This is a genomic window from Streptomyces sp. NPDC088762, assembly GCF_044750905.1.
Lineage (GTDB): Bacteria > Actinomycetota > Actinomycetes > Streptomycetales > Streptomycetaceae > Streptomyces.
Genome location: NZ_JBIVKT010000001.1, coordinates 832,602 through 853,276 on the forward strand (window position 1 = coordinate 832,602; position 20,675 = coordinate 853,276).

Annotated in this window: 21 protein-coding genes; 10 read left to right on the top strand and 11 right to left on the bottom strand. The window is 72.7% G+C overall.

All coding sequences use genetic code 11. From position 1 onward, the window contains the following. Positions 1-139: 139 nt before the first annotated feature. From wrbA to ACIP5M_RS03840, 5 genes are all read left to right on the top strand, one after another. Positions 140-763 (top strand): NAD(P)H:quinone oxidoreductase, encoded by a 624-nt coding sequence (wrbA, locus tag ACIP5M_RS03820; protein ID WP_401191425.1) that lies wholly within the window; start codon positions 140-142, stop codon positions 761-763. 100 nt (positions 764-863) lie between these two features. Then, a complete protein-coding gene (locus tag ACIP5M_RS03825; RefSeq protein ID WP_382635129.1) occupies positions 864-1,277 on the top strand; it encodes a DUF3151 domain-containing protein in 414 nt (137 codons plus the stop codon). 192 nt (positions 1,278-1,469) lie between these two features. After that, positions 1,470-2,318, top strand: a complete 849-nt coding sequence (locus ACIP5M_RS03830) for a tryptophan 2,3-dioxygenase family protein (RefSeq protein ID WP_401191427.1) — start codon at positions 1,470-1,472, stop codon at positions 2,316-2,318. Further along, entirely contained in the window at positions 2,311-3,534 is a 1,224-nt protein-coding gene (kynU, locus tag ACIP5M_RS03835; protein ID WP_401191429.1) for a kynureninase, read from the top strand. The genes ACIP5M_RS03830 and kynU overlap by 8 nt, the downstream gene beginning before the upstream one ends. A 171-nt stretch (positions 3,535-3,705) precedes the next feature. After that, positions 3,706-4,590, top strand: a complete 885-nt coding sequence (locus ACIP5M_RS03840; RefSeq protein WP_401191431.1) for an alpha/beta hydrolase — start codon at positions 3,706-3,708, stop codon at positions 4,588-4,590. 11 nt (positions 4,591-4,601) lie between these two features. On the opposite strand, the gene ACIP5M_RS03845 is transcribed toward ACIP5M_RS03840, so the two are convergent. Further along, positions 4,602-5,090: a carboxymuconolactone decarboxylase family protein gene (locus ACIP5M_RS03845; RefSeq protein WP_401191433.1), complete on the bottom strand. Its 489-nt coding sequence runs from the start codon at positions 5,088-5,090 to the stop codon at positions 4,602-4,604. A 136-nt stretch (positions 5,091-5,226) separates the two neighbouring features. On the opposite strand from ACIP5M_RS03845, the gene ACIP5M_RS03850 reads away from it, so the two are divergent. Next, the gene (locus ACIP5M_RS03850) at positions 5,227-5,496 is read left to right on the top strand and encodes a hypothetical protein (RefSeq protein WP_401191434.1); all 270 of its coding nucleotides are present in this window, start codon (positions 5,227-5,229) and stop codon (positions 5,494-5,496) included. Positions 5,497-5,574: 78 nt separating this feature from the next. On the opposite strand, the gene ACIP5M_RS03855 is transcribed toward ACIP5M_RS03850, so the two are convergent. Next, entirely contained in the window at positions 5,575-6,858 is a 1,284-nt protein-coding gene (locus ACIP5M_RS03855) for an adenylosuccinate synthase (protein ID WP_401191436.1), read from the bottom strand. Positions 6,859-7,042: 184 nt separating this feature from the next. On the opposite strand from ACIP5M_RS03855, the gene ACIP5M_RS03860 reads away from it, so the two are divergent. Beyond that, the gene (locus ACIP5M_RS03860) at positions 7,043-7,870 is read left to right on the top strand and encodes a diacylglycerol kinase (protein WP_401191876.1); all 828 of its coding nucleotides are present in this window, start codon (positions 7,043-7,045) and stop codon (positions 7,868-7,870) included. A gap of 76 nt (positions 7,871-7,946) precedes the next feature. Here the strand turns inward: ACIP5M_RS03860 and ACIP5M_RS03865 are convergent, their stop codons facing one another. Next, the gene (locus ACIP5M_RS03865) at positions 7,947-8,435 is read right to left on the bottom strand and encodes a GbsR/MarR family transcriptional regulator (RefSeq protein WP_401191878.1); all 489 of its coding nucleotides are present in this window, start codon (positions 8,433-8,435) and stop codon (positions 7,947-7,949) included. A 75-nt stretch (positions 8,436-8,510) separates the two neighbouring features. Between ACIP5M_RS03865 and ACIP5M_RS03870 the strand changes: the two genes are divergently transcribed. Both ACIP5M_RS03870 and ACIP5M_RS03875 read left to right on the top strand, forming a co-directional pair. Beyond that, positions 8,511-9,416, top strand: coding sequence for an ATP-binding cassette domain-containing protein (locus ACIP5M_RS03870; RefSeq protein WP_401191438.1), 906 nt, complete (start codon positions 8,511-8,513; stop codon positions 9,414-9,416). After that, complete coding sequence (locus ACIP5M_RS03875; protein WP_401191440.1) at positions 9,413-11,062, top strand: ABC transporter permease; 1,650 nt, start codon at positions 9,413-9,415, stop codon at positions 11,060-11,062. The genes ACIP5M_RS03870 and ACIP5M_RS03875 overlap by 4 nt, the downstream gene beginning before the upstream one ends. 56 nt (positions 11,063-11,118) lie before the next feature. On the opposite strand, the gene ACIP5M_RS03880 is transcribed toward ACIP5M_RS03875, so the two are convergent. Both ACIP5M_RS03880 and ACIP5M_RS03885 read right to left on the bottom strand, forming a co-directional pair. After that, on the bottom strand, positions 11,119-12,321 hold the full coding sequence (locus ACIP5M_RS03880; protein ID WP_401191441.1) for a cytochrome P450: 1,203 nt from the start codon (positions 12,319-12,321) through the stop codon (positions 11,119-11,121). A 19-nt stretch (positions 12,322-12,340) separates the two neighbouring features. Further along, positions 12,341-12,931, bottom strand: coding sequence for an HD domain-containing protein (locus ACIP5M_RS03885; protein WP_401191881.1), 591 nt, complete (start codon positions 12,929-12,931; stop codon positions 12,341-12,343). Between the two features lie 245 nt (positions 12,932-13,176). Between ACIP5M_RS03885 and ACIP5M_RS03890 the strand changes: the two genes are divergently transcribed. After that, positions 13,177-14,127, top strand: a complete 951-nt coding sequence (locus tag ACIP5M_RS03890; protein WP_401191443.1) for a GlxA family transcriptional regulator — start codon at positions 13,177-13,179, stop codon at positions 14,125-14,127. Between the two features lie 24 nt (positions 14,128-14,151). Here ACIP5M_RS03890 and ACIP5M_RS03895 read toward each other — a convergent pair whose 3' ends face one another. The 6 genes from ACIP5M_RS03895 to ACIP5M_RS03920 form a co-directional block, all read right to left on the bottom strand. Then, positions 14,152-14,811 carry a response regulator gene (locus ACIP5M_RS03895; protein WP_401191445.1) on the bottom strand — a complete coding sequence of 220 codons (660 nt, stop codon included), beginning with the start codon at positions 14,809-14,811 and terminating at the stop codon, positions 14,152-14,154. After that, positions 14,808-16,145, bottom strand: a complete 1,338-nt coding sequence (locus tag ACIP5M_RS03900; RefSeq protein WP_401191446.1) for a histidine kinase — start codon at positions 16,143-16,145, stop codon at positions 14,808-14,810. Before ACIP5M_RS03900 ends, ACIP5M_RS03895 begins: the two co-directional genes overlap by 4 nt. A gap of 88 nt (positions 16,146-16,233) precedes the next feature. Then, positions 16,234-16,905, bottom strand: coding sequence for a response regulator (locus ACIP5M_RS03905; protein WP_401191448.1), 672 nt, complete (start codon positions 16,903-16,905; stop codon positions 16,234-16,236). Then, positions 16,902-18,245, bottom strand: coding sequence for a sensor histidine kinase (locus ACIP5M_RS03910; RefSeq protein WP_401191450.1), 1,344 nt, complete (start codon positions 18,243-18,245; stop codon positions 16,902-16,904). The genes ACIP5M_RS03905 and ACIP5M_RS03910 overlap by 4 nt, the downstream gene beginning before the upstream one ends. Continuing rightward, positions 18,238-19,470, bottom strand: coding sequence for an acyltransferase (locus tag ACIP5M_RS03915; protein ID WP_401191452.1), 1,233 nt, complete (start codon positions 19,468-19,470; stop codon positions 18,238-18,240). Before ACIP5M_RS03915 ends, ACIP5M_RS03910 begins: the two co-directional genes overlap by 8 nt. After that, positions 19,463-20,458 carry an alpha/beta hydrolase gene (locus ACIP5M_RS03920; protein WP_401191454.1) on the bottom strand — a complete coding sequence of 332 codons (996 nt, stop codon included), beginning with the start codon at positions 20,456-20,458 and terminating at the stop codon, positions 19,463-19,465. The genes ACIP5M_RS03915 and ACIP5M_RS03920 overlap by 8 nt, the downstream gene beginning before the upstream one ends. Positions 20,459-20,675: the final 217 nt, after the last annotated feature.

The following is a 20,675-nucleotide window of genomic DNA, read 5'->3' on the forward strand; positions in this document are numbered from 1 at the left end:
CAACTGCCCTGCGAGCGCCGTGCCGAATGTGACGGAGTGCCGCTTTCGCGATGGCGCGTCCTGCTCTCCGCCAAGGAACCTGCAGGCCCGGGGCCCGGCGCCCTGGACATCGGAAGTCACCAGAGGAGCGCAGCGGACCATGACCAACGTCGCCGTCATCTACTACTCGTCCACGGGCAGCGTTCACCAGCTGGCGCAGGCCGCGGAGAACGCCGCGGTCAAGGCCGGTGCGGAGGTCCGGCTGCGCCGCGTGGCCGAGCTGGCCCCGCCGGAGGCCATCGCCGCGAACCCGGCCTGGGCCGCGCACGCGGAGGCGACGAAGGACGTCGAGACGGCCACACTGGCGGACCTGGAGTGGGCCGACGTGGTGCTCATCGGCACTCCGACCCGTTTCGGCCAGCCGGCCGCGCAGATCAAGCAGTTCATCGACACCACGGGCGGTCTGTGGTTCCAGGGCAAGCTGGTCAACAAGGTCTGCTCGTCCTTCGTGTCGACCTCGCAGACCCACGGCGGCCAGGAGAGCACCCTCCTCGCGCTGAACAACTCCTTCTACCACTGGGGCGCGATCATCGTGGCTCCGGGCTTCGCGGACCCGGTCCAGTTCGCCGTGTCGAACGGCAACCCGTACGGCGCGAGCGCGGTCACCCAGAGCGGCAAGGCCGCCGTCACGGACGACAACCTCGCCTCGATCGAATTCCAGACCCGGCGTGCCATCGAGATCGCCGCGGCCCTCAAGACCGGCCTGGCCGCCGCCACCGCCTGACGAACCGCCTCCCGCCCCGCCGCCGTTTGCGCGGCGGGGCGCCGGCGCCACCGCGCGGCCCCGCACCCGCCCGGGGCTCCCGGTCGGCCAGACTAGGGACATGTCCATTCACCAGAACCTCCTCGGGGGCCCCGCCCCCACCCACCTCCCCGACGAGCCCGGCCGCGAGGCCCTGGCCGCCGGCACCCCCGCGGCCGAGGTGGCGGCCGCGCACCCCACCTCCTCCCTCGCCTGGGCGACCCTCGCCGACGAGGCCTTCGCCGCCGGCCGCACGGTCGAGTCGTACGCGTACGCCCGTACGGGCTACCACCGCGGCCTCGACGCGCTGCGCCGCGCCGGCTGGAAGGGCCACGGCCCGGTCCCGTGGGAGCACGAGCCGAACCGCGGCTTCCTCCGTGCCCTGCACGCGCTGGCCCGCGCCGCCGAGGCGATCGGCGAGAAGGACGAGTACGAGCGCTGCTCGACCTTCCTGCGCGACTCCTCCGAGACGGCGGCGGACGCGCTGAACGCCTGAGGCGCCCCGGTACGCGGTACGCGGCGGTCCGCACGTCCGCCCCGTACCCTCACAAGCGGAATGTGACGTACGCCACTCCCCGCTGGAGCCCCGCCCCACCCGTGTCTTACGATGCGGGCAGGGGACCGGGGCTCCACTCACCTCACGGAAGGAGCGGACCGCTACCCGGAAGCACGTGTCGAGGAGACAGCGATGTCGAACACCCTTGATGCCTCCGGAGTCGGCGGTTCGGACACCCCGAACCTCGACTTCGCCGGCACGACCCCGTACGAGGACTACGTCCAGGCGGACGTCCTGACCCACCTCCAGCACCTCCGCTCGGACGACCCCGGCGAGATGGTCTTCCTGGTCACCACCCAGGTCATGGAGCTGTGGTTCACGGTCATCGTCCACGAGTGGGAAACCGCGGCGGAGGCCCTGCGCAAGGACGACCTTCCGGTCGCCATGGATGCGCTGAAACGTTCCCTCCGTGAACTGGAGGCCCTGAACTCCTCCTGGCGCCCCCTCGCCCAGCTCACCCCGGGCCAGTTCAACGCCTACCGCTCCGCCCTCGGCGAGGGTTCCGGTTTCCAGTCGGCGATGTACCGCCGGATGGAGTTCCTGCTCGGCGAGAAGTCGGCCTCCATGCTCGTCCCGCACCGGGGCGCGCCGCGCGTCCACGCGGAGCTGGAGAAGGCCCTGCACGAGCCGAGCCTCTACGACGAGGTCCTGCGCCTCCTCTCCCGCCGCGGCCTGCCGGTTCCGGACGCCGTGCTGAACCGCGACCTCTCGCAGCGCTACGAGGCTTCGCCCGAGGTGGAGGCCGTCTGGACGGCCCTGTACGCCGCCCCGGACGACCACCTCGACCTCCACCGCCTCGGCGAGGTCCTCACCGACGTGGCCGAACTGGTCTGGCGCTGGCGCAACGACCACCTGGTCGCCACCCGCCGCGCGATGGGCGCCAAGACGGGCACGGGCGGCTCGGCCGGCGTGACCTGGCTGGAGAAGCGCGCCACGAAGAACGTCTTCCCGGAACTCTGGACGGCCCGCAGCCATGTCTGACCCGCAGCCCACCACCGGCGCCCCCGGCCCCGCCGACCTGGCGTCGCGGGCCGAGGCCCTCGACGCGGCCGACGAGCTCGCCAAGCTCCGCGCCCGCTTCACCCTGCCCGACGGAGTCGTCTACCTCGACGGCAATTCCCTCGGCGCCCTCCCGGCCGCCGTCCCGGACACCACCGCCGACGTGGTCCGCAGGCAATGGGGCGAGCTCCTCATCCGCTCCTGGGACGAGAGCAACTGGTGGACCGCCCCCGAGCGAATAGGCGACAAGCTCGCCCCCCTCGTCGGCGCGGCCCCCGGCCAGGTGGTCGTCGGCGACTCCACCAGCGTCAACCTCTTCAAGGCGCTGGTCGGCGCGGCCCGGCTCGCCCCGCCCGGCCGCACGCAGATGCTGGTCGACGCGAACACCTTCCCCACCGACGGCTACATCGCCGCCTCGGCCGCCCGTATGACGGGCCTGCGCGTCGTCCCGGTGGACCCGGCCGCGGCGGCGCAGGCCATGGGCGAGGACACCGCGGTCGTCCTGCTCAACCACGTCGACTACCGCACCGGCCGGCTGCACGACCTGCCCGCCCTCACCCGGGCGGCCCGGGCGGTCGGCGCGATCACCGTCTGGGACCTGTGCCACAGCGCGGGCGCCCTGCCGGTGGGCCTCGACGCGCACGGGGTCGACCTCGCGGTCGGCTGTACGTACAAGTACCTGAACGGCGGACCCGGCTCCCCGGCGTACCTCTACATTGCCGGCCGCCACCAGGACGCCTTCGACTCCCCGCTGCCCGGCTGGAACGGGCACGCGGACCCGTTCGCCATGACATCCGGCTACACCCCGGCCGCCGGTGCGGTCCGGGGGAGGGTCGGGACCCCGGACATCCTGTCGATGCTCGCCCTCGAGGCGGCGCTCGACGCCTGGGACGGGGTCTCCGTCGAAGCCGTCCGCGCCAAGTCCCTCGCCCTGACGGACTTCTTCCTGGAGTGCGTCGCGGCGTACGTCCCGCAGGGGCGGGTCCGGTCGGTCACCCCGGCCGAGCACGCCCACCGCGGCAGCCAGATCTCGCTGAGCACCGACAACGCCCGGGAGGTCATGGCGGAGCTCATCTCCCGCGGCGTCATCGGCGACTTCCGGGCCCCCGACGTCCTGCGCTTCGGCTTCACCCCGCTGTACGTCGGTTTCGCCGACGCCGAGCGCGCCGCGCGCACGCTGGGTCACATTTTCGGGTGACGCGGTAGCGAAACGTCACATCACCGGGCGGGCGGGGCTACGGCTCCGCCCGCCCTCCCGCATCCCGGGGCCCGCACGGAACGCCCCGTTCCAGCCTGATACGGTCCCGCTCTGCCGGACCACCGGAACATCTGTCCCCGCTGTCCCACGCGTTACCGAGAGGTTGAGCCGATGACGGACCCCGCCGCAGTGGAACGGGACGCCGCCGAGGCCGCCTCGGCCTTCTCCCATCCGGCGGTCGCGCCGGACGCGACCGCCGCGTACGGAGAACACCCGGACCAGGTCGTCGACTTCTACGCCCCGCGCGGCGAGAGCCAGGGCCCCGCGTCCGCGCCCCTGGTCGTGGTCCTGCACGGCGGCGCGTGGCGGGCGCCCTACGACCGGCAGCACATCACCCCCCTCGCGGATTTCCTGGCCCGCCAGGGTTTCGCCGTCGCCAACGTCGAGTACCGGCGCGGTAGCTCCGTCCCGCACCAGAGCGCCGACGGGCCGGTGGCCGGGCGCTGGCCGGAGACCTTCGACGACGTCGCCGCCGCCCTGGACGCCCTGCCCGGCCTGGCCGCGACGGCCCTCCCGGCCGCCGACCTCCGCCGCACCGTGGTCACCGGCCACTCCGCCGGCGGCCACCTCGCCCTGTGGTCGGCCGCCCGCCACCGGCTCCCGGACGACTCCCCGTGGAGGCTGCCGTCCCCGCCGCCGCTGCGCGGTGTGGTTGCGCTGGCCCCGATCGCGGACTTCGCGGTGGCGGAGGAACTCGGCGTCTGCGGCGGCGCCTCGGCCCAACTGCTGGGCGGCACCGACCACTTCGCGGTCCGCCTGCCGTACGCGGACCCGGCGTCCCTGCTCCCGACGGGCATCGCCACCGCGGTGGTCCACGGCCGCGAGGACATCGTGGTCCCGGCCCGGGTGGCGGAGTCGTACGTGGCCGCGGCCGCGCAGGCGGGGGAGATGGTGGGCCTGACCCTCCTCGACGGGGTCGGTCACTTCCCGCTGATCGACCCGGCGGCGGACGCCTGCGCGGTGGTCTCGGAGGAGATCTCGCAACTGGCCTGGTAGAACCGGCGGCCTCAGGCCCACTGCTCCTCGGCCAGGGAGGTGACCGGGGTGGGCTTGCCGATGACGGCCAGGGCGATGAAGAAGCCGATCTGGCCGATCGCGATGATCAGGGTGGCGAGCGCCTTCTCGTCGTAGTGCTTCGCCACCTCGGCGTACAGCTCGTCGGTCACCCGCTCCCGGCCGTGCGGCGCCGGCTGGAGGGTGGCCTCCACCAGGGCCAGCGCGGCCCGCTCGGCCGGGGTGAAGTACGGGGCGTCCTGCCAGGAGGAGACGGCCGTGATGCGGTCCTCGGTCTCCCCGGCCTTGCGCAGGAAGCTGGTGTTCAGGATCGTCAGGTACGTGTTGCCGACGATCTGCCCGGCGCGCAGGTGGACGAGGCTCATCGTGGTGCGCGGAACCGAGCGGTTGCCCGTGGCCCGGAAGAGGGCGGCGCTGATGTCGGCCACCTCGGGGACGAACTGGGTGGGGTCGGCCATCCGGGGGGCGGTGTTGATCTCCATGGTCGCGTCTCCGTCAACGGTGGCCGGTGCCGTCTGCCCCGGCCTTCACCGCACTGACGGATGGGCGCAGACGAATGTGACAGCGTGCCGGAAGGTTTTTCGGTGACGTCCGCCCGGGCCCTTCGTTGAGCACGGCATGAAGATCAAGAGCATGCTGGCCGCCGGCGCCCTCGCCCTGGCCACCGTTGCCGCAGCCGCCCCCCTGGCCACCGCCGCCGAGGCGGACGACACCCCGGGCATCGCCGACACCGCCGCCCTCGCCGACTTCACCGACCTCGACCACCTCCCCCTCGCCCACAACGAGACCTGGGGCGCGGAGGAGTCCCCCGGCGTCCTGTCGGACCTGGCGCACTTCACGGACAGCCTGAACGACACGGCCCACCAGGCCCTCGAGACCGGCCGGTAGCCCGCGCACCCCGAGGCAGGCGAAGGGGCGGTGTGCGCGACGCGCACACCGCCCCTTCGTGGTGCGTACCGGTAGCGCCTAGAGGAACGAGTTGATCTCGATCGTCTCGGTGCGGCCGGGGCCGACGCCGATCGCGGAGATCGGGGCGCCCGACATCTCCTCCAGGGCCTTGACGTACGCCTGGGCGTTCGCCGGGAGGTCCTCGAAGGTCTTGGCCTTGGTGATGTCCTCGGACCAGCCGGGGAGGTATTCGTAGATCGGCTTCGCGTGGTGGAAGTCCGACTGCGAGTACGGGAGCTCCTCGACGCGCTTGCCGTCGATCTCGTACGCGACGCAGACCGGGATCTGCTCCCAGCCGGTCAGGACGTCCAGCTTGGTGAGGAAGAAGTCCGTCAGACCGTTCACGCGGGTGGCGTAGCGCGCGATCGGCGCGTCGAACCAGCCGCAGCGGCGGTCGCGGCCGGTGGTCACACCGCGCTCGCCGCCGATGCGGCGCAGGTCCTCGCCGTCCTGGTCGAACAGCTCGGTCGGGAACGGACCGGCGCCGACGCGGGTCGTGTACGCCTTCAGGATGCCGATGACGCGGCTGATCTTCGTCGGGCCGACACCGGTACCGGTGCAGGCGCCGCCCGCGGTCGGGTTCGACGAGGTCACGAAGGGGTACGTGCCGTGGTCCACGTCGAGCAGGGTGCCCTGGCCGCCCTCGAAGAGCACGACCTTGTCCTCGTCCAGCGCGTTGTTGAGGATCAGGGTGGTGTCGGCGACGTACGGCTTGATCTGCTCCGCGTACTGGAGCATCTCCTCCACGATCGCGGCGGCGTCGATCGCGCGGCGGTTGTAGAGCTTGGCGAGGAGCTGGTTCTTGCCCTCCAGCGCCGCTTCGACCTTCTGCTGCAGGATCGACTCGTCGTAGAGGTCCTGGACGCGGATGCCGATGCGGTTGATCTTGTCCGCGTACGTCGGGCCGATGCCGCGGCCGGTCGTACCGATCTTGCGCTTGCCGAGGAAGCGCTCGCCGACCTTGTCGAGGGTGACGTTGTACGGGGTGATCAGGTGCGCGTTACCGCTGATGAGCAGCTTGGAGGTGTCGATCCCGCGCTCGTTGAGGCCGCGCAGCTCCGAGAGCAGGACGGCCGGGTCGACGACGACACCGTTGCCGATGACCGGGGTGCATCCGGGGGAGAGGATGCCGGAAGGGAGAAGGTGCAGCGCGTACTTCTGGTCGCCTACGACGACCGTGTGGCCGGCGTTGTTGCCACCCTGGTAGCGCACTACATAGTCAACGGATCCACCGAGCAGGTCGGTGGCCTTTCCCTTGCCCTCGTCACCCCACTGAGCTCCGAGCAGCACAAGAGCGGGCACAGGCGTACACCTCTTCCGGATGGGGCATGTCCAAGGTCAGGGGGCGTACGACGATGTACACCGCAGGCTGAGCCGTCGGACCGGTACCCCGGAATAGACGAAGGCCCTGGCGCAATAGCGCAAGGGCCTCTTGCACAAAGATGCTACCCGAGGAAGGACCGAGGTGTCGGCTCCAGAGCCCACCATGAGCCACGCGGGCGCGCCGGTAGGCGGCCTGCTCGTGCTCGTCGACCCGGTCGCCCGCCGACTTGACGGCGAGTCCGTGCGCATTGCGAAGGATGTGTTGTCAGCGGGAGCTGCGGCGAAAATCTGCCTCCCGGATTCGCAGGAGGAATTTGCGCGGGCTCTCGCCCGCCGGGGTCATCGGCAGCCGGTGATCGTGGGCGACGACCGGGCCCTGGTGCGGGCCGTCGGGCTCCTGCACCGGGAGCGGCGGCTGGCGGAGTCCACGCTGGCCCTGGTGCCGGTGGGGCCCGTCGGGTCCCTGGGACTGGCGAGGTCGCTGGGGGTCCCGCTCTCGGCGGTCTCGGCGGCGCGGGCGGTGCTGGACGGCCGCGTCCGGATGTGCGACCTGCTGGTGGACGACAGTGACGGGGTGGTGCTGAGCGCGCTGCGCATCGCCTCGGGGCCGGTGCCGCCGCGGCCGGCCGGGCCGTCGGTGTGGAGCGCGTACCGCTCCCTGGTCCGGACGCTGACCCGCCCGGCGGCCCCGGCCGCCGACGGGCACCGGCTGCGGGTGGAGGCGGACGGGGAGCTGCTGGCGGACGTGGACCGGCCGGTCCACGACGTGGCGGTGACCACCCGGGAGGAGGGCGGCCTGGCGGAGGTGACGGTCCGCACGGATGCCGGCGCGGTCCGGACCCGCGCCCGATCGATCACCGTCTCGGGCGCGGACTTCCGCTACCGCGCCGACGCCTCCCTGACGGGCCCGGTCCGCCGCCGCACCTGGATCCTCCACCCCACCGCCTGGACGCTGACCCTGCCGCATCCCTCGGGCCCGGCGGAAACCTGAGAGGCGGCCGGCTCCGCCCCGGCCTCCGGGGCGGAGCCCAGGGTGGCGGGCACGAAGGCGACCACCGCCCGACCCGTCAGCCGAGGTCCAGGGTCGCCCGGTGGGCCCGCCACCGGTCCATGAGGCCGAGCATCTCGCCCTGCATGAACTCGAAGAACGCCGCCGTCTCCGCGACCCGCGCCCCGGCCGGCGAATGCGCTCCCAACCCCGAGGCGCCCTCCCGCAGCGTCTTCTCCCACTGCGTCAGCACCTGGTCCCGCCGGGTGAAGGTCTCGTACCAGAGCTCGTTGTGCAGCACGTACCGGTCCCGCCGCGAGCCCGGATCCCGCTCGCGGCTGATCATGTTCACCTGACTGAGGTACGTCACGGCCCCCGACACCGCCGCCGGGCTGATCCGCAGGGCCTCGCCCAGCTCCGCCGAGGTCATCGCGCCTTCGTCGCTCGCGAGCAGTTGCGCGAAGACCCGCGCCGCCATCCGCTGCATCCCCGCCTCGGTCAGCTGCGCGGCGAACCGCTCCACGAAGCGGGAGACCGCTTCCTCGTTCCGTACCGCCGGTACCGCCATGTCGTCCGCCACCTTCCAAACTTTACGCGATTCCCGAGGTTCACAATTTTGTGAAAGTAGCGTACGTTCGGAAACATGACGAAGGCAATCAGCGTCGCCGGGCTCCACAAGTCGTTCGGCCGCACGCACGCACTGGACGGACTCGACCTCTCGGTCGCCACCGGCGAGGTCCACGGCTTCCTCGGCCCCAACGGCGCCGGCAAGTCCACCACCATCCGTGTCCTGCTGGGCCTGCTGCGCGCCGACTCCGGAACCGCCGAACTCCTCGGCGGCGACCCGTGGGCCGACGCCGTGACCCTCCACCGCCGCGTCGCCTACGTACCCGGCGACGTCACCCTGTGGCGCAACCTCTCCGGCGGCGAGGTCATCGACCTCTACGGCCGGCTGCGCGGGGGAGGCCGCGAGGGCCTGGACCGCGTCCGCCGCGCCGAGCTGATCGAGCGGTTCGAACTCGACCCCACCAAGAAGGGGCGTACGTACTCCAAGGGCAACCGGCAGAAGGTCGCCCTCGTCGCCGCCTTCGCTTCCGACGCCGAACTGCTCATCCTCGACGAGCCGACCTCCGGCCTCGACCCGCTCATGGAGGAGGTCTTCCAGTCCTGCGTGCTGGAGGCCCGCGCCGCCGGACGCACCGTCCTGCTCAGCTCGCACATCCTCAGCGAGGTCGAGACCCTCTGCGACCGGGTCAGCATCATCCGCAAGGGCCGCACCGTGGAGACCGGCAGCCTCGGCGACCTGCGCCACCTCACCCGTACGTCGATCAGCGCCGAGCTCGTCGGGCCGCCCAACGGCCTCGCGCACCTGCCGGGCGTCCACGACGTGGAGGTACAGGGGCTGAAGGTCCGCCTCCAGGCCGACACCGACAAGCTCGACGCCGTCCTGTGCTCCCTCGCCGCCTCCGGCGTCCGGTCGCTGATCTCGACCCCGCCCACCCTCGAGGAGCTCTTCCTCCGCCACTACACGGAAGAGGCGTCGCGATGAGGAACCGCCCGACGCGGAACGGCGTGACGCAGAGCCGGCGGGCGGGCAACCGGCGGCCGCGGAACCGGCCGCCGCGGAACCGGCTGGCCGGGACCGGTGCGCTGCTGCGCCTCGCGCTGCGCCGTGACCGCGTGATGATGCCGGTCTGGATCCTGGGCGTGGCGATGCTGGTCCTGAGCCTGCCGGGCGCGCTCGAATCGGTCTACGGGACGGCCGCGGAACGGGCGGGCCTGGTCCGCACGATGGGCACCAACGGCTCGCTGCGCGCCCTGTACGGCCCGCTCTTCGGGGACTCGGTCGGGGCCCTGACCGCCTGGCGCGGCGGGGTCTTCGCCGGGGTGCTCGCCGGGATCATGAGCCTGGTCATCGTGGTCCGGCACACCCGCGAGGAGGAGGAGACGGGCCGTCAGGAGTTGCTCTCCGCCGCCATGGTGGGCCGTCAGGCGCCGCTGACGGCGGCGCTGCTCGCGGCCTTCGTGGCCAACGCGGCGGTCGCCCTGCTGGTGACGGCGGGGCTGGCCGGGCGCGGGACCGGCGGCGCACTGGCGCTCGGGCTCGCCATCGGCGCCACCGGGATGCTGTTCGCCGGGCTGGCCGGCGTCGCGGCGCAGCTCACGGAGGGCGCGCGACTGGCCAAGGGGCTCGCGGGCGCGCTGCTCGGCGCCGCCTTCGTCCTGCGCGCCGCGGGCGACGCGGGCACCCGCGACGGCTCCTCGGCCCTGACCTGGATCTCGCCGCTGGGCTGGCTGGAGCACGTACGGGCCTTCGCGGCCGAACGCTGGTGGGTGCTCGGCCTGTTCGCGGCGGCCACCGCCGCGCAGGTGGCGGCGGCGTACGTCCTGGCCGGCCGCCGTGACCTGGGCATGAGCTTCCTGCCGGCCCGGCCGGGCCCGGCGCGGGGTCGGCTCGGCTCGGCCGGGGCGCTGGCGTGGCGGCTGCAGCGGCCCGGACTGGTCGGCTGGAGCCTCGGATTCCTCGCGGCGGGCATGGTCTTCGGCGGGATGACGGAGGGTGCCGCCGAGCTGGTCGGCGACAACGAGAAGACGCGCGAGATCATCGAGCGGATGGGCGGGCAGAGCGGAATCACCGACGCGTTCCTCGCCACGATGGCCGGGATGTTCGGGATGGTCGCCGCCCTGTACATCGTCTCGGCGGTGCTGCGGCTGAGCGGCGAGGAGTCGGCCCAGCGCGCCGAACCGCTCCTCGCGAGCGCGGTCGGCCGGCTGCGCTGGGCCGGCGGGCACCTGGCCGTGGCCTTCGGCGGCTCGGCACTGGTCCTGCTCCTCGCCGGGCTCGGCCTGGGCATCGGGCACGGCCGGGACGTGGGCGCCGCGGCGGGCGCCACGCTGGCGCAGCTCCCTGCCGTGTGGCTGATCGGGGCGCTCGCCGCCCTCCTGCACGGCGCGGCCCCCCGGTTCGCCGCGGCCGCCTGGGCGGTGGCGGGAGGCGCGCTGGTCCTGGGCTGGATCGGCCCGGCGCTGAACCTCCCGCAGGCGGTCCTGGACCTCTCCCCGTTCGCCCACCTGCCCAAGCTCCCGGGCGCGGACTCCCTGGCCTGGGCGCCGCTGCTGACCCTGACCGGCCTGGCGGCGGCCTTCACGGCCACGGGCCTGGCAGCCCTGAGGCGCCGGGACATGCTCGCGTAGGTCGTGGTCGTCGATCAGGCCGGGCCGGCTGCTCCGGCCTGATCGGCAAGACTCGTTTAGAACTCCACGATCAACTCCCGCAGCCCCCGGATGACGTACCCGTCCCGCCACTGGGGCTCCTTGACGAGCCGCAGGGGCGGGACCCCGTCTGCCAGCAGGGCCCCGAAGGAGCCCTCCAGCTCCCGCCGCGCCAGCGGCGCGCCCAGGCAGTAGTGGATCCCGGCCCCGAAGCTCAGGTGCGGATTGTCGGCCCGTGCGAGGTCGAGCGTGTCGGGCGCGTCGAACCGCGACGGATCCCGGTTCGCGGAGCCGAACAGCAGGGCGACCTCGGCTCCGCGGGGGATGACGGTGTCACCGACCCGGATGTCGTCGAGCACCCAGCGCTCGAACATCTGGAGGGGGGTGTCGTAGCGCATCAGTTCATCCACAGCTGTGGACAACTTTTCGGGATGCGCGCGGAGGTCGTCGAGCTGCCCGGGATTGCGGAACAGCGCCCACCACCCGTTGACGGTCGTATTGACGGTCGCCTCGTGCCCCGCGTTCAGCAGGAGCACGCAGGTGGAGATCATCTCCTGCTCGCTGAGCCGGCCCTCGTCATCGTGGGCGGCGATCAGCCCGGAGATCAAATCCTCGCCGGGCCGCATGCGCCGCTCGCCGATCAGGTCCCTCAGGTACGCACTGAACTCCACGCTCGCCCGCACCGCGCGGCGCGCCGTCTCCTCGTCCGGCCGGAGCTCGAACATCCCGCAGATGTCCGCCGACCAAGGCCGCAGCAGCCCCCGGTCCGCCTCCGGCACCCCCAGCAGCTCCGCGATCACCGCCACCGGCAGCGGCTCGGCGACCGTGGTGAGCAGATCCCCGCCCCCGTCCGCGAGCAGCCGCCCCACCAGCTCCCCGGCCATCCTCCGCACGGCGGGCACGAGCCGCTCCACCGTCCGAGGGGTGAAGGCCTTCGCCACCAGCCGGCGCACCCGTGCGTGCGCGGGATCCTCCAGGTCCAGGAGGCCGTTCCCGTTGAGCACGTGGAAGGGCTCGTGCTCGGGCGGCGGCGCCTCGCGCCCGAACTCCTCGTGCGAGAACCGGTGCAGATAGGTCCGCCCCAGCCGCCGGTCCCGCAACAGCGCACTCACATCGGCGTAGTGCGCCACCAGCCACTGCCCGGTGGCCTCACACCACACGGCCCGCCCCTGCTCCCGCACCTCCCGGTACGCCGGATACGGATCGGCGACGAACGCGGCATCCCACGGATCAAAGCCCATCCCCGCAGCCTAGGGGGTGTCACTCCGCCCACGGGGAACCCTGGATCACCTCCACGAAATCCGCCGGGTCGAAGCCGGGCACGAAGTGCCGCAGTACGTCCGCCTTCACATTGCCGAAGGTGGTCTCCGGCTTCTGCTCGATCCCCTCGGTGAAGGCCTGGAGGATGCGCCGCTTGAAGTCCGGCCGCGGATGCAGCGCGGTGACCTCGGCGCGGGCGGCCGCGTCTATGTCATCGAAGCCGATGCCGAGCACGTCGTACTCCACGCCCGCCGTCAGCAGCGCCACCTCAGGCTCCATGAACTCGGGTATGCCGGGGGTGGTGTGCAGGGCGATCGCCGTCCACACCCGACGGACTCCGTCCTCCGGTATCCCGTGGCGCTCCAGGAACCGCCGGGCCTCGTCCGCCCCGTCGACCTCGAACCGCCGCCCGCTCGTCCGGAACTCCTTGCCCAGCCCCAGATCGTGGAACATCGCCCCGACGTACAGCAGCTCCGGATCGAACGCCAGCCCCCGCCGCCGCCCCTGGAGACTGCCGAACCAGTAGACCCGCCGCGAATGGTGGTAGATCAACTCGCTCACGGTGTCGCGCACCAGCTCGGTTGCCTCCATGGCGATCCGGCTGTCCGGCACGGCCACCCCGGCGGCGCCCTCCCCGCGCGCTCCCGCCCTGTCCCGCTTCGCGCTGTCCCGACTTACGCCGTCCCGCTTCACGCCGTGCCCCTTCGCATTCACCAGTGCTCCTCTCGACCGGCCTCCAGCCTCCCCGCGCACCCCTTCCGCCCGCCATGTCCCCAGAGCCAGGCACCCCACACATCCGGACACGGATCCCACCCCGCCCCGGCTACCGTGCGGGCATGGGCACCCACACGATCACCGTCCTGGCCTTCGACGGCGTACGCCTCCTGGACGTCGCCGCCCCGCTGGAGGTCTTCACCACCGCCGGCCTCCCCTACGCCGTCCAGGTCTGCACCCCCGACGGTGCCCCCGTCCGTACTTCCACCGGCCTGCGGTTCGACGCCGACCTGCCGGCCCACGCGGTCTCCCGCACCGACACCCTGGTGGTCCCCGGTCCCGCCGACCTGGCCACCCTGCGTATCCGGCCCGAACTGGTCGAGCTCGTCGCCCGGCTGGCCGCCCGCGCCGACCGGGTCGCCGCCGTCTGCACCGGCGCCTTCGCCCTCGCCGCGGCCGGGCTGCTGGACGGCCGCCGCGCCACCACCCACTGGGAGCACGCCGCCGACCTCGCCCGCTCCTACCCGGGCACCACCGTCACCCCCGACGCCATCTACGTCCAGGACGGCCCCGTGCTCACCTCCGCCGGAGTCACCGCCGGCATCGACGTCTGCCTGGCCCTCGTCGAGCAGGACCTCGGCCCCGACACCGCCCGACGCGTCGCCCGGGACCTCGTGGTGTTCCTCCAACGCCCCGGCGGCCAGTCCCAGTTCTCCGCGGCTTCCCGCACCTCACCCACCCGCGACCCGGTGCTGCGCCCCCTCCTCGACGCCATGGCCGCCGACCCCGCGGCCGATCACAGCCTCACCGCCCTGGCCCGACGCGCGGGCCTCAGCCCCCGCCACCTCTCCCGACTCTTCAAGGCCCACACCGGCACCACTCCGGCCGCCCACCTGGAGACCCTCCGCCTGGAGACCGCCCGGATCCTCCTGGAGCAAGGCGAGCCGGTCACCGTGGCCGCCCGCCGCAGCGGTCTCGGCTCCGACGAATCCCTCCGCCGCACCTTCGCCCGCCACCTCGGCACCACCCCCTCCGCCTACGCCTCCCGCTTCCGCACCACCCGCACGGCCTGACCGGCCCGCCGTACCCGACCCGCACTAGCCCGGAGTGACCAGCCGGGTTTCATAGGCGAACACCGCCGCCTGGGTGCGGTCCCGAAGGCCCAGCTTCACGAGGATCCGACTGACATGGGTCTTGATCGTGGACTCCGCGACGATCAGCCGGCCCGCTATCTCCCCGTTGGACAACCCCTGCGCGATCAGCACCAGCACCTCCTTCTCCCGCTCCGTCAACTCACCCAACCCCGCCGGGTCCACGAGCCTCGGCGCCTCGGACAGCTTCGAGAACTCCGCGATGAGCCGCTTGGTCACCGAAGGCGCCAGCAGCGCCTCCCCGGCGGCCACCACCCTGACCCCGTCCGCCAGCTGACGGGCCGACGCGTCCTTCAGCAGGAACCCCGACGCCCCCGCCCGGAGTGCCTGGTACACGTACTCGTCGAGGTCGAAGGTCGTCAGGACCAGCACCTTCGCGTCCGTGTCGGCGGCCACGATCTCCCGCGTCGCCTCCAGGCCGTTCATCTGCGGCATCCGGATGTCCATCAGCACCACGTCCGGCCGCAGCGCCGCCACTTGCGTGATGGCCTCCCGACCGTCGACCGCCTCCCCCACCACTTCGATGCCTTCCATGGCGTTCAGAAGGACGGAGAACCCCTCCCGCACCATCATCTGGTCGTCGACGATCAGCACCCTGATCGTCATGCCGCCCCCTCCTGCGCAACCCGTCCCGCCTCCGGACGGCCGGGCACCGGTATGAACACCGCCACCTCGTACCCGCCCGTCCCGGTGGTGCCGGCCGTCATCTCCCCTTCGAGCATGGCCACGCGCTCCCGCATCCCGGTGATCCCGTGTCCGGCCCCCGGCGAAGGCCGCGCATCCCCGGTTCCCGCGCCGTTGACCACGCGTATCCCCAGGCCGCCCAGAACGTACGACACCTCCACCGCCGCCGCCGCGCCCGGCGCGTGCCGCAGCGTGTTGCTCAGGGCCTCCTGGATGATCCGGTACGCCGACAGCTCCACCCCCTGCGGCAGCTCCCGCACCGCCCCGGTGACCGTCTTCTCCACACTGAGCCCGGCCTCCCGCACATTGGCCAACAGCCCGTCCAAAGAGGCCAGCGTCGGCTGCGGGGCGTCCGGAGCCTCGTAGTCCGCGGAGCGCACCACTCCCAGAACCCGCCGCAGCTCCGTGAGTGCCGCCACCGCGTTCTCCCGGATGGTGACGAAGGCGGCCTCCAGCTCCGGCGGCGGATTCTCCACCCGGTACGGGGCGGCCTCCGCCTGGATCGCCACCACTGACATGTGGTGCGCCACCACGTCGTGCAACTCCCGGGCGATCGTCGTGCGCTCCTCCAGCAGCGTGCGCTTGTCCCGCTCGACTGCCGTGACCTCCTGCTGCGCGCTCACCTCGGCCCTGGCGTTGCGGCGTATCTGGATGCTGCTCGTGACCACCAGGGCGAAGGCCGAGACCACCGCCATCGCGGGCAGGTTCGTCCCGAACCGGCTCCCGAACACCACCGAGAGGACGAAGCCGAGTGCGAGGGTCAGCGTCCACATCCAGGCCGCCACCCGGGGCCCGGTGCGCAGCGCGACCAGGACCATGACCGCGATGTACGCGACGAAACCGCCCGGGCCCCATGGCCATTCGCCGTCCCCGCCGAACGCGGCGAGCACCACCGTCATCGCCACCGCCGCCCACCACGCGCCGACCGGCCGCACCAGCGTCATGAGGACCGGGGCCGCTGCCACCAACCCCATGAGGAACCCGCCGGCGTCTCCCAGGTAGCCGGACTGGGAGGAGGCCGTGAGCAGCATGACGAAGAACGCCAGCACCGACACCGCCGCATAATGCGTCCACGGGAAGTAGCGCCGTATCGCCTCGGGAAGCCGGCGCACGAGACGCCCGGGCGTCTCCAGCAGCGGCAGCGGTCGGTAGGCGAAGGCATCGGTGACGAGGTCCTGGCGCAGGGTCTCGATCACCCCCGATGCCATGCGGAACTCAGGTGTCCGGGCTGTCCCCCCGGTGGTCGTGTCGCTCATACAAGAACCGTAGGTCCGTGCCCACCTGGTCCGCGTCGGCACCGAAGGGGATTTCGCGGCGTCCCTCTCAGGTACTACGCGGGGCAGATCAGTAGCCCGTCGGACGGACCAGCCCCGTCTCGTAAGCGAACACCGCGGCCTGCGTTCGGTCCCGCAGGCCCAGCTTCACGAGGATCCGGCCCACATGGGTCTTGACCGTCTGCTCCGCCACCGTCAGGTGCTGGGCGATCTCCGCATTGGACAGGCCCTGGGCGACCAGCGTCAGGACCTCCGTCTCCCGCTCGGTCAGTTCGTCGATCCGTGCCCGCGACGGCGCGCGCGGCGCCCCCAGCCGGGAGAACTCCGTGATCAGCCGCTTCGTGATGTTCGGCGACAGCAGCGCCTCCCCGGCCGCCACCACCCGCACCGCTTCCGCGAGCTGGTCGGCCGAAGCGTCCTTGAGGAGGAACCCCGAGGCCCCCGCCCGCAGCGCCTCGTACACGTACTCGTCGAGGTCGAAGGTGGTCAGCACCAGCACCTTGACCGTGGAGCCGGCGGCGCCCGTGATGACGGACGTGGCCTCGATGCCGCCCATGCCGGGCATGCGGATGTCCATCAGCACCACGTCCGGTCCCAGTTCGCCGACCTTGGCGACGGCGTCCGCCCCGTCCACGGCCTGGCCGATCACCTCGATGTCGGGCTGGGCGTTGAGAAGCACGGTGAAGCCCTGCCGGACCATCATCTGGTCGTCGGCGATCATCACCTTGATCGGGGTGCTCATGGTTCCCTCTTCGTCTCGGATGAGGAGCTGCCGGGCCGGTCCTGCAGATCCATCGGGAGGACGGCGGACACCTCGTACCCGCCGTCGGGCCGTGGACCGGCGGCCAGCTCGCCCCCCAGCATGCCCGCCCGTTCCCGCATCCCCAACAGCCCGTGGCCCGCACCGGGCGAGGGCGGCGCCGGCCGGGGCGGGGCCGTGTTGGCGATGCACAGGTGCAGATCGCGGGGCCCGTAAGCGATGCCGACCTCCACCCGTGAACCAGCCGCATGACGCAGGCAGTTGCTCAGCGCCTCCTGCACGATGCGGTACGCGGTGAGTTCGACGCCGGGCGTCAGCGGCCGCCGGATGCCCGCGATCTCGGTGGTGACGTCCAGCCCGGCACCGCGCACGTTGTCCACGAGGCCGTCCAGCTCGGCCAGGGTCGGCTGCGGGTGTTGCAGGGCGACGGGATCCTCCGGCTGTTCGGAGCGCAGCACGCCCAGCACACGGCGCAGCTCGGTGAGGGCCTCCAGCGCGTTCTCCCGGATGCCCGCCAGGTTCTCCCTGAGTTCCTCGGACGGGTTCTCCACGAGATGCGGGGCGACTTGGGCCTGGATGGAGATCACCGACATGTGGTGCGCGACGACGTCGTGCAGTTCGCGGGCGATCCGGCTGCGCTCCTCGAGCAGGGTTCGCCGGGCACGCTCCTCCTCGGTGAGGGTCTCCTGCTCGACCAGCTCGCCGCGGGCCAGCCGCAGTGCGCGCAGCGCATAACCGAGCAGCCCCGCGAAGCCGAGCAGGAGGGAGCCGGTCAAGGCGGTACTCCCACTGTGCTCCGGCTTCCACAGCGCCTCGGCCACGCTGGTGCAGGCGAGGGAGACGGCGATGACCGCGATGGTGACGCGGGGCGGTACCCGCAGCGCGACGAGGAGGATCACTGCGGCGAAGGCGAAGAGTCCGCCGATGGTCCCGGGCCAGGTCTGGCCCTGACCGACGTGGTCGTACATCGCCCATGCGCCGAAGCCGGCCGTGATCAGGGCGAGCCACCAGGCGGCGATCGGGCGGAACATCGCGAGCGCGATGGACACACCGGTCGAGATCGCCAGCGCCTGCGGCATCTCGCCGGTCACGTGGTAGTGGTCGGCGAGCTGTTCCATGGTGAGGAAGCCGAAGAAGAGGGCGGCGTAACCGACGATCACGTGCGGCAGCCAGGCCAGCCACCGCGGCCGGGAGATCCGGGGGAGGGGGTCCCGCCGCAGGGTGAGCAGTTCCCTCGCCGTGGCCCGCAGGGTCTCGCTCCGCTTCGCGGGGACCTGATCGGGGTGCCTGCTCCGCTCGTTCACGTCCTCAAGACTAGGCATGGGTGATCTCCTGGGCGGGCACGGCCGTGGGACGGGCGGGCACGAGGCAGCCCGCAGTGGTGTGGAACCCGTGGACTGGGGAGGGCCGCAGGGTGCCCCGCGGCCGGCGCGGGCCCTGTTCGTACGTACGGAACGCGGCCCAGCAGAGCGTCAGTGCGGCGGTGAACAGCGGCAGCCACAGGAGCCGGGCGGCTATCCACTCCGCCGAGTCGGGCACGGTGTGCAGCCCGGGCACGTCCGCCGACAGCAGCAGCCCGAGGGCTGTGACGGCCATCATGGCCGTCTGGTGCCAGAGGAAGACCGTCATGGCGGAGAGGTTCACCAGGGCCACCTTCGCCCAGGCCGCCGGCCGCGCCATGGCCCGGGCCAGCGGGCCGCGCAGCAGCAGCGCCAGCCCGCACTGGGCCAGTCCGAACGCGACGGCGGCGAGCGTCGGCGGGTTCAGGTTCGATATCGGAGCCCCGGGGACACCCACCATGGACGCCGGGTACCCGCCCCAGAGGACCAGCGCGGCGGCCGCGATGGCGCCCCCGGCGAGCAGGAGGACGGCAGGCCCGCGCCGGGCGAAGGCTCCCCGGGACCAGGCGGCGCCCAGGGTGTAGGGGACGAGCCACCCGGCGGCGACGTTGACCCAGCCGGCCCACTCGGGCCCGCCGAGTCCGAAGCGCCACAGGTCGACCCCGGCCACCACCGTCATCGGCACCAGGGGACTCAGCCGGGCCGCGAGCGGTGTCGCGGCGGTCAGCGCGGCGAAGACGAGGAGGAACCAGAGCGGGGAGAGCACCAGCTTGACCAGCGTCTGGACGGTGCTCGGCTCCACTCCGCCGATCAGCATCCCGGCCGCCACGACCGCCCAGAGCGTGAGCACGGCGGCGACCGGACGGAACAGCCGCCCGAGCCGCTGCCCGAGCCAGGTGCGGTACGAGTCCCCCCGCGCCCGCGCCGAGGCGTAGCCGCGGGCGGCGACATGCCCGCCGACGAGGAAGAACACGGCCAGCGTCTGGAACACCCAGGAGACCGGGGCGAGCCGGCTCATGTGGGCCAGGGGACTGGCGTTGCTCAGACCGCCGTTGGCGGTGGTGAGGGAGGTGACCAGCCAGTGGCCGAGCACCACCCCGAGGATCGCGAAGGCCCGCAGCGCGTCCACGGCGCGGTCCCGGTCGGGAGGGGTGGCGCGGTCCACGGCCTCGGCGAGGGCGGTCCAGCGGGCGTGGAGCCTACGCATGAGGGGCCTCCGCGGTGGGAGTGGTGCCGAGGACGATGGCGACGAGACTCTCGAGGGACTCGGTGCCCGGCTTGAGGTAGTCGCTGTGCCCGGCGGCTCCGGCGGCGAAGGACCGCGCTCCGAAGGCGGGGTCCACGGGGTCGGTACCGAAGCCGAGCCCGCCGAGCCGGACGTGCGGGACGGTCCCGATCCAGTCGCCGCTGCCCCGCCCCGCCCACACCCGGGCTCCCGTCGGCAGCTGCCGCGCGGACCCGGCCCCCGTGCCCGGGCTGCCGAAGAGGACCATGTCGACGACGGCGGGGCCGGTCACGGTCCGGGCGCAGACCACGGAACCGTAGGAGTGGCACAGGAGCGAGAGGCGGCCGTCCGGGCCGGTCATCCCCCGCAACCGGTCGAGGAACCTCCCCAGTTCGGCGGCGGCCTCGCCGGCGCGATCGGTGGTCAGCACGGTGGTGCTGACCGTGCCGGGGGTGTCGTACCCGAGCCAGGCGACCACGGCGGAGCGCGGGTGCTCGGCCTGGAGGCGCTGCTGAAGGGAGACGGCCCCGGCCCGGAACCTCTGGTAGGTGTCGAGCGTCGTGTCCGACCCGGGGACCAGGACGGCGACCCGGTCGGCGCTGCCCAGATCGCCGAACACCTCGACGGCCCGCCCCCGCCCGCGGCCGTCGAAGGCGAGGAACTGCGCCGCGCCGGCTGCCTCCATGGCACGCAGCCTGACGGCCCGCCCGGTGCGTCCGGCGTCCTCGGCCATGCGGGCCGCCTCGGCGAGGTTGGCGCGGTTGGCGGCGTACCGCTCGTGCGGTGCGGCGTCCTGGGTGAAGGCGGCGGGCGCCGGTGCGGGGACGTCGGGGGAGGCGGCGGCGGACATGGGGAACACGACGGCCGCGGCGACCAGAGAGGCGAGCAGGGTGCGGCGCAGCCGCCCGGTGGACGGAGCGCGAGGGCCGGACCGAGCGGACCGCGCCGCCGACCCCGATGGACCTGCCACTCCACCAACACCCGGCCCGCCCATCCCTACTGCCGGTTCCGTGATCCCCGTCGCCCCCGCCGCCATCGCCTCTTCCTTCGGTCGGGAAGAGCCGTCAGCGCCCTTCTCTGCCACCGAAGTTAGAAATCGCGACCCGTCGACGGCGTCACGCTGCAGAGCCGTCTTCTCGCGTAGCTCTCAGGTATGACACGGGGTACCTGAGGGTCAAGGCCGCGCC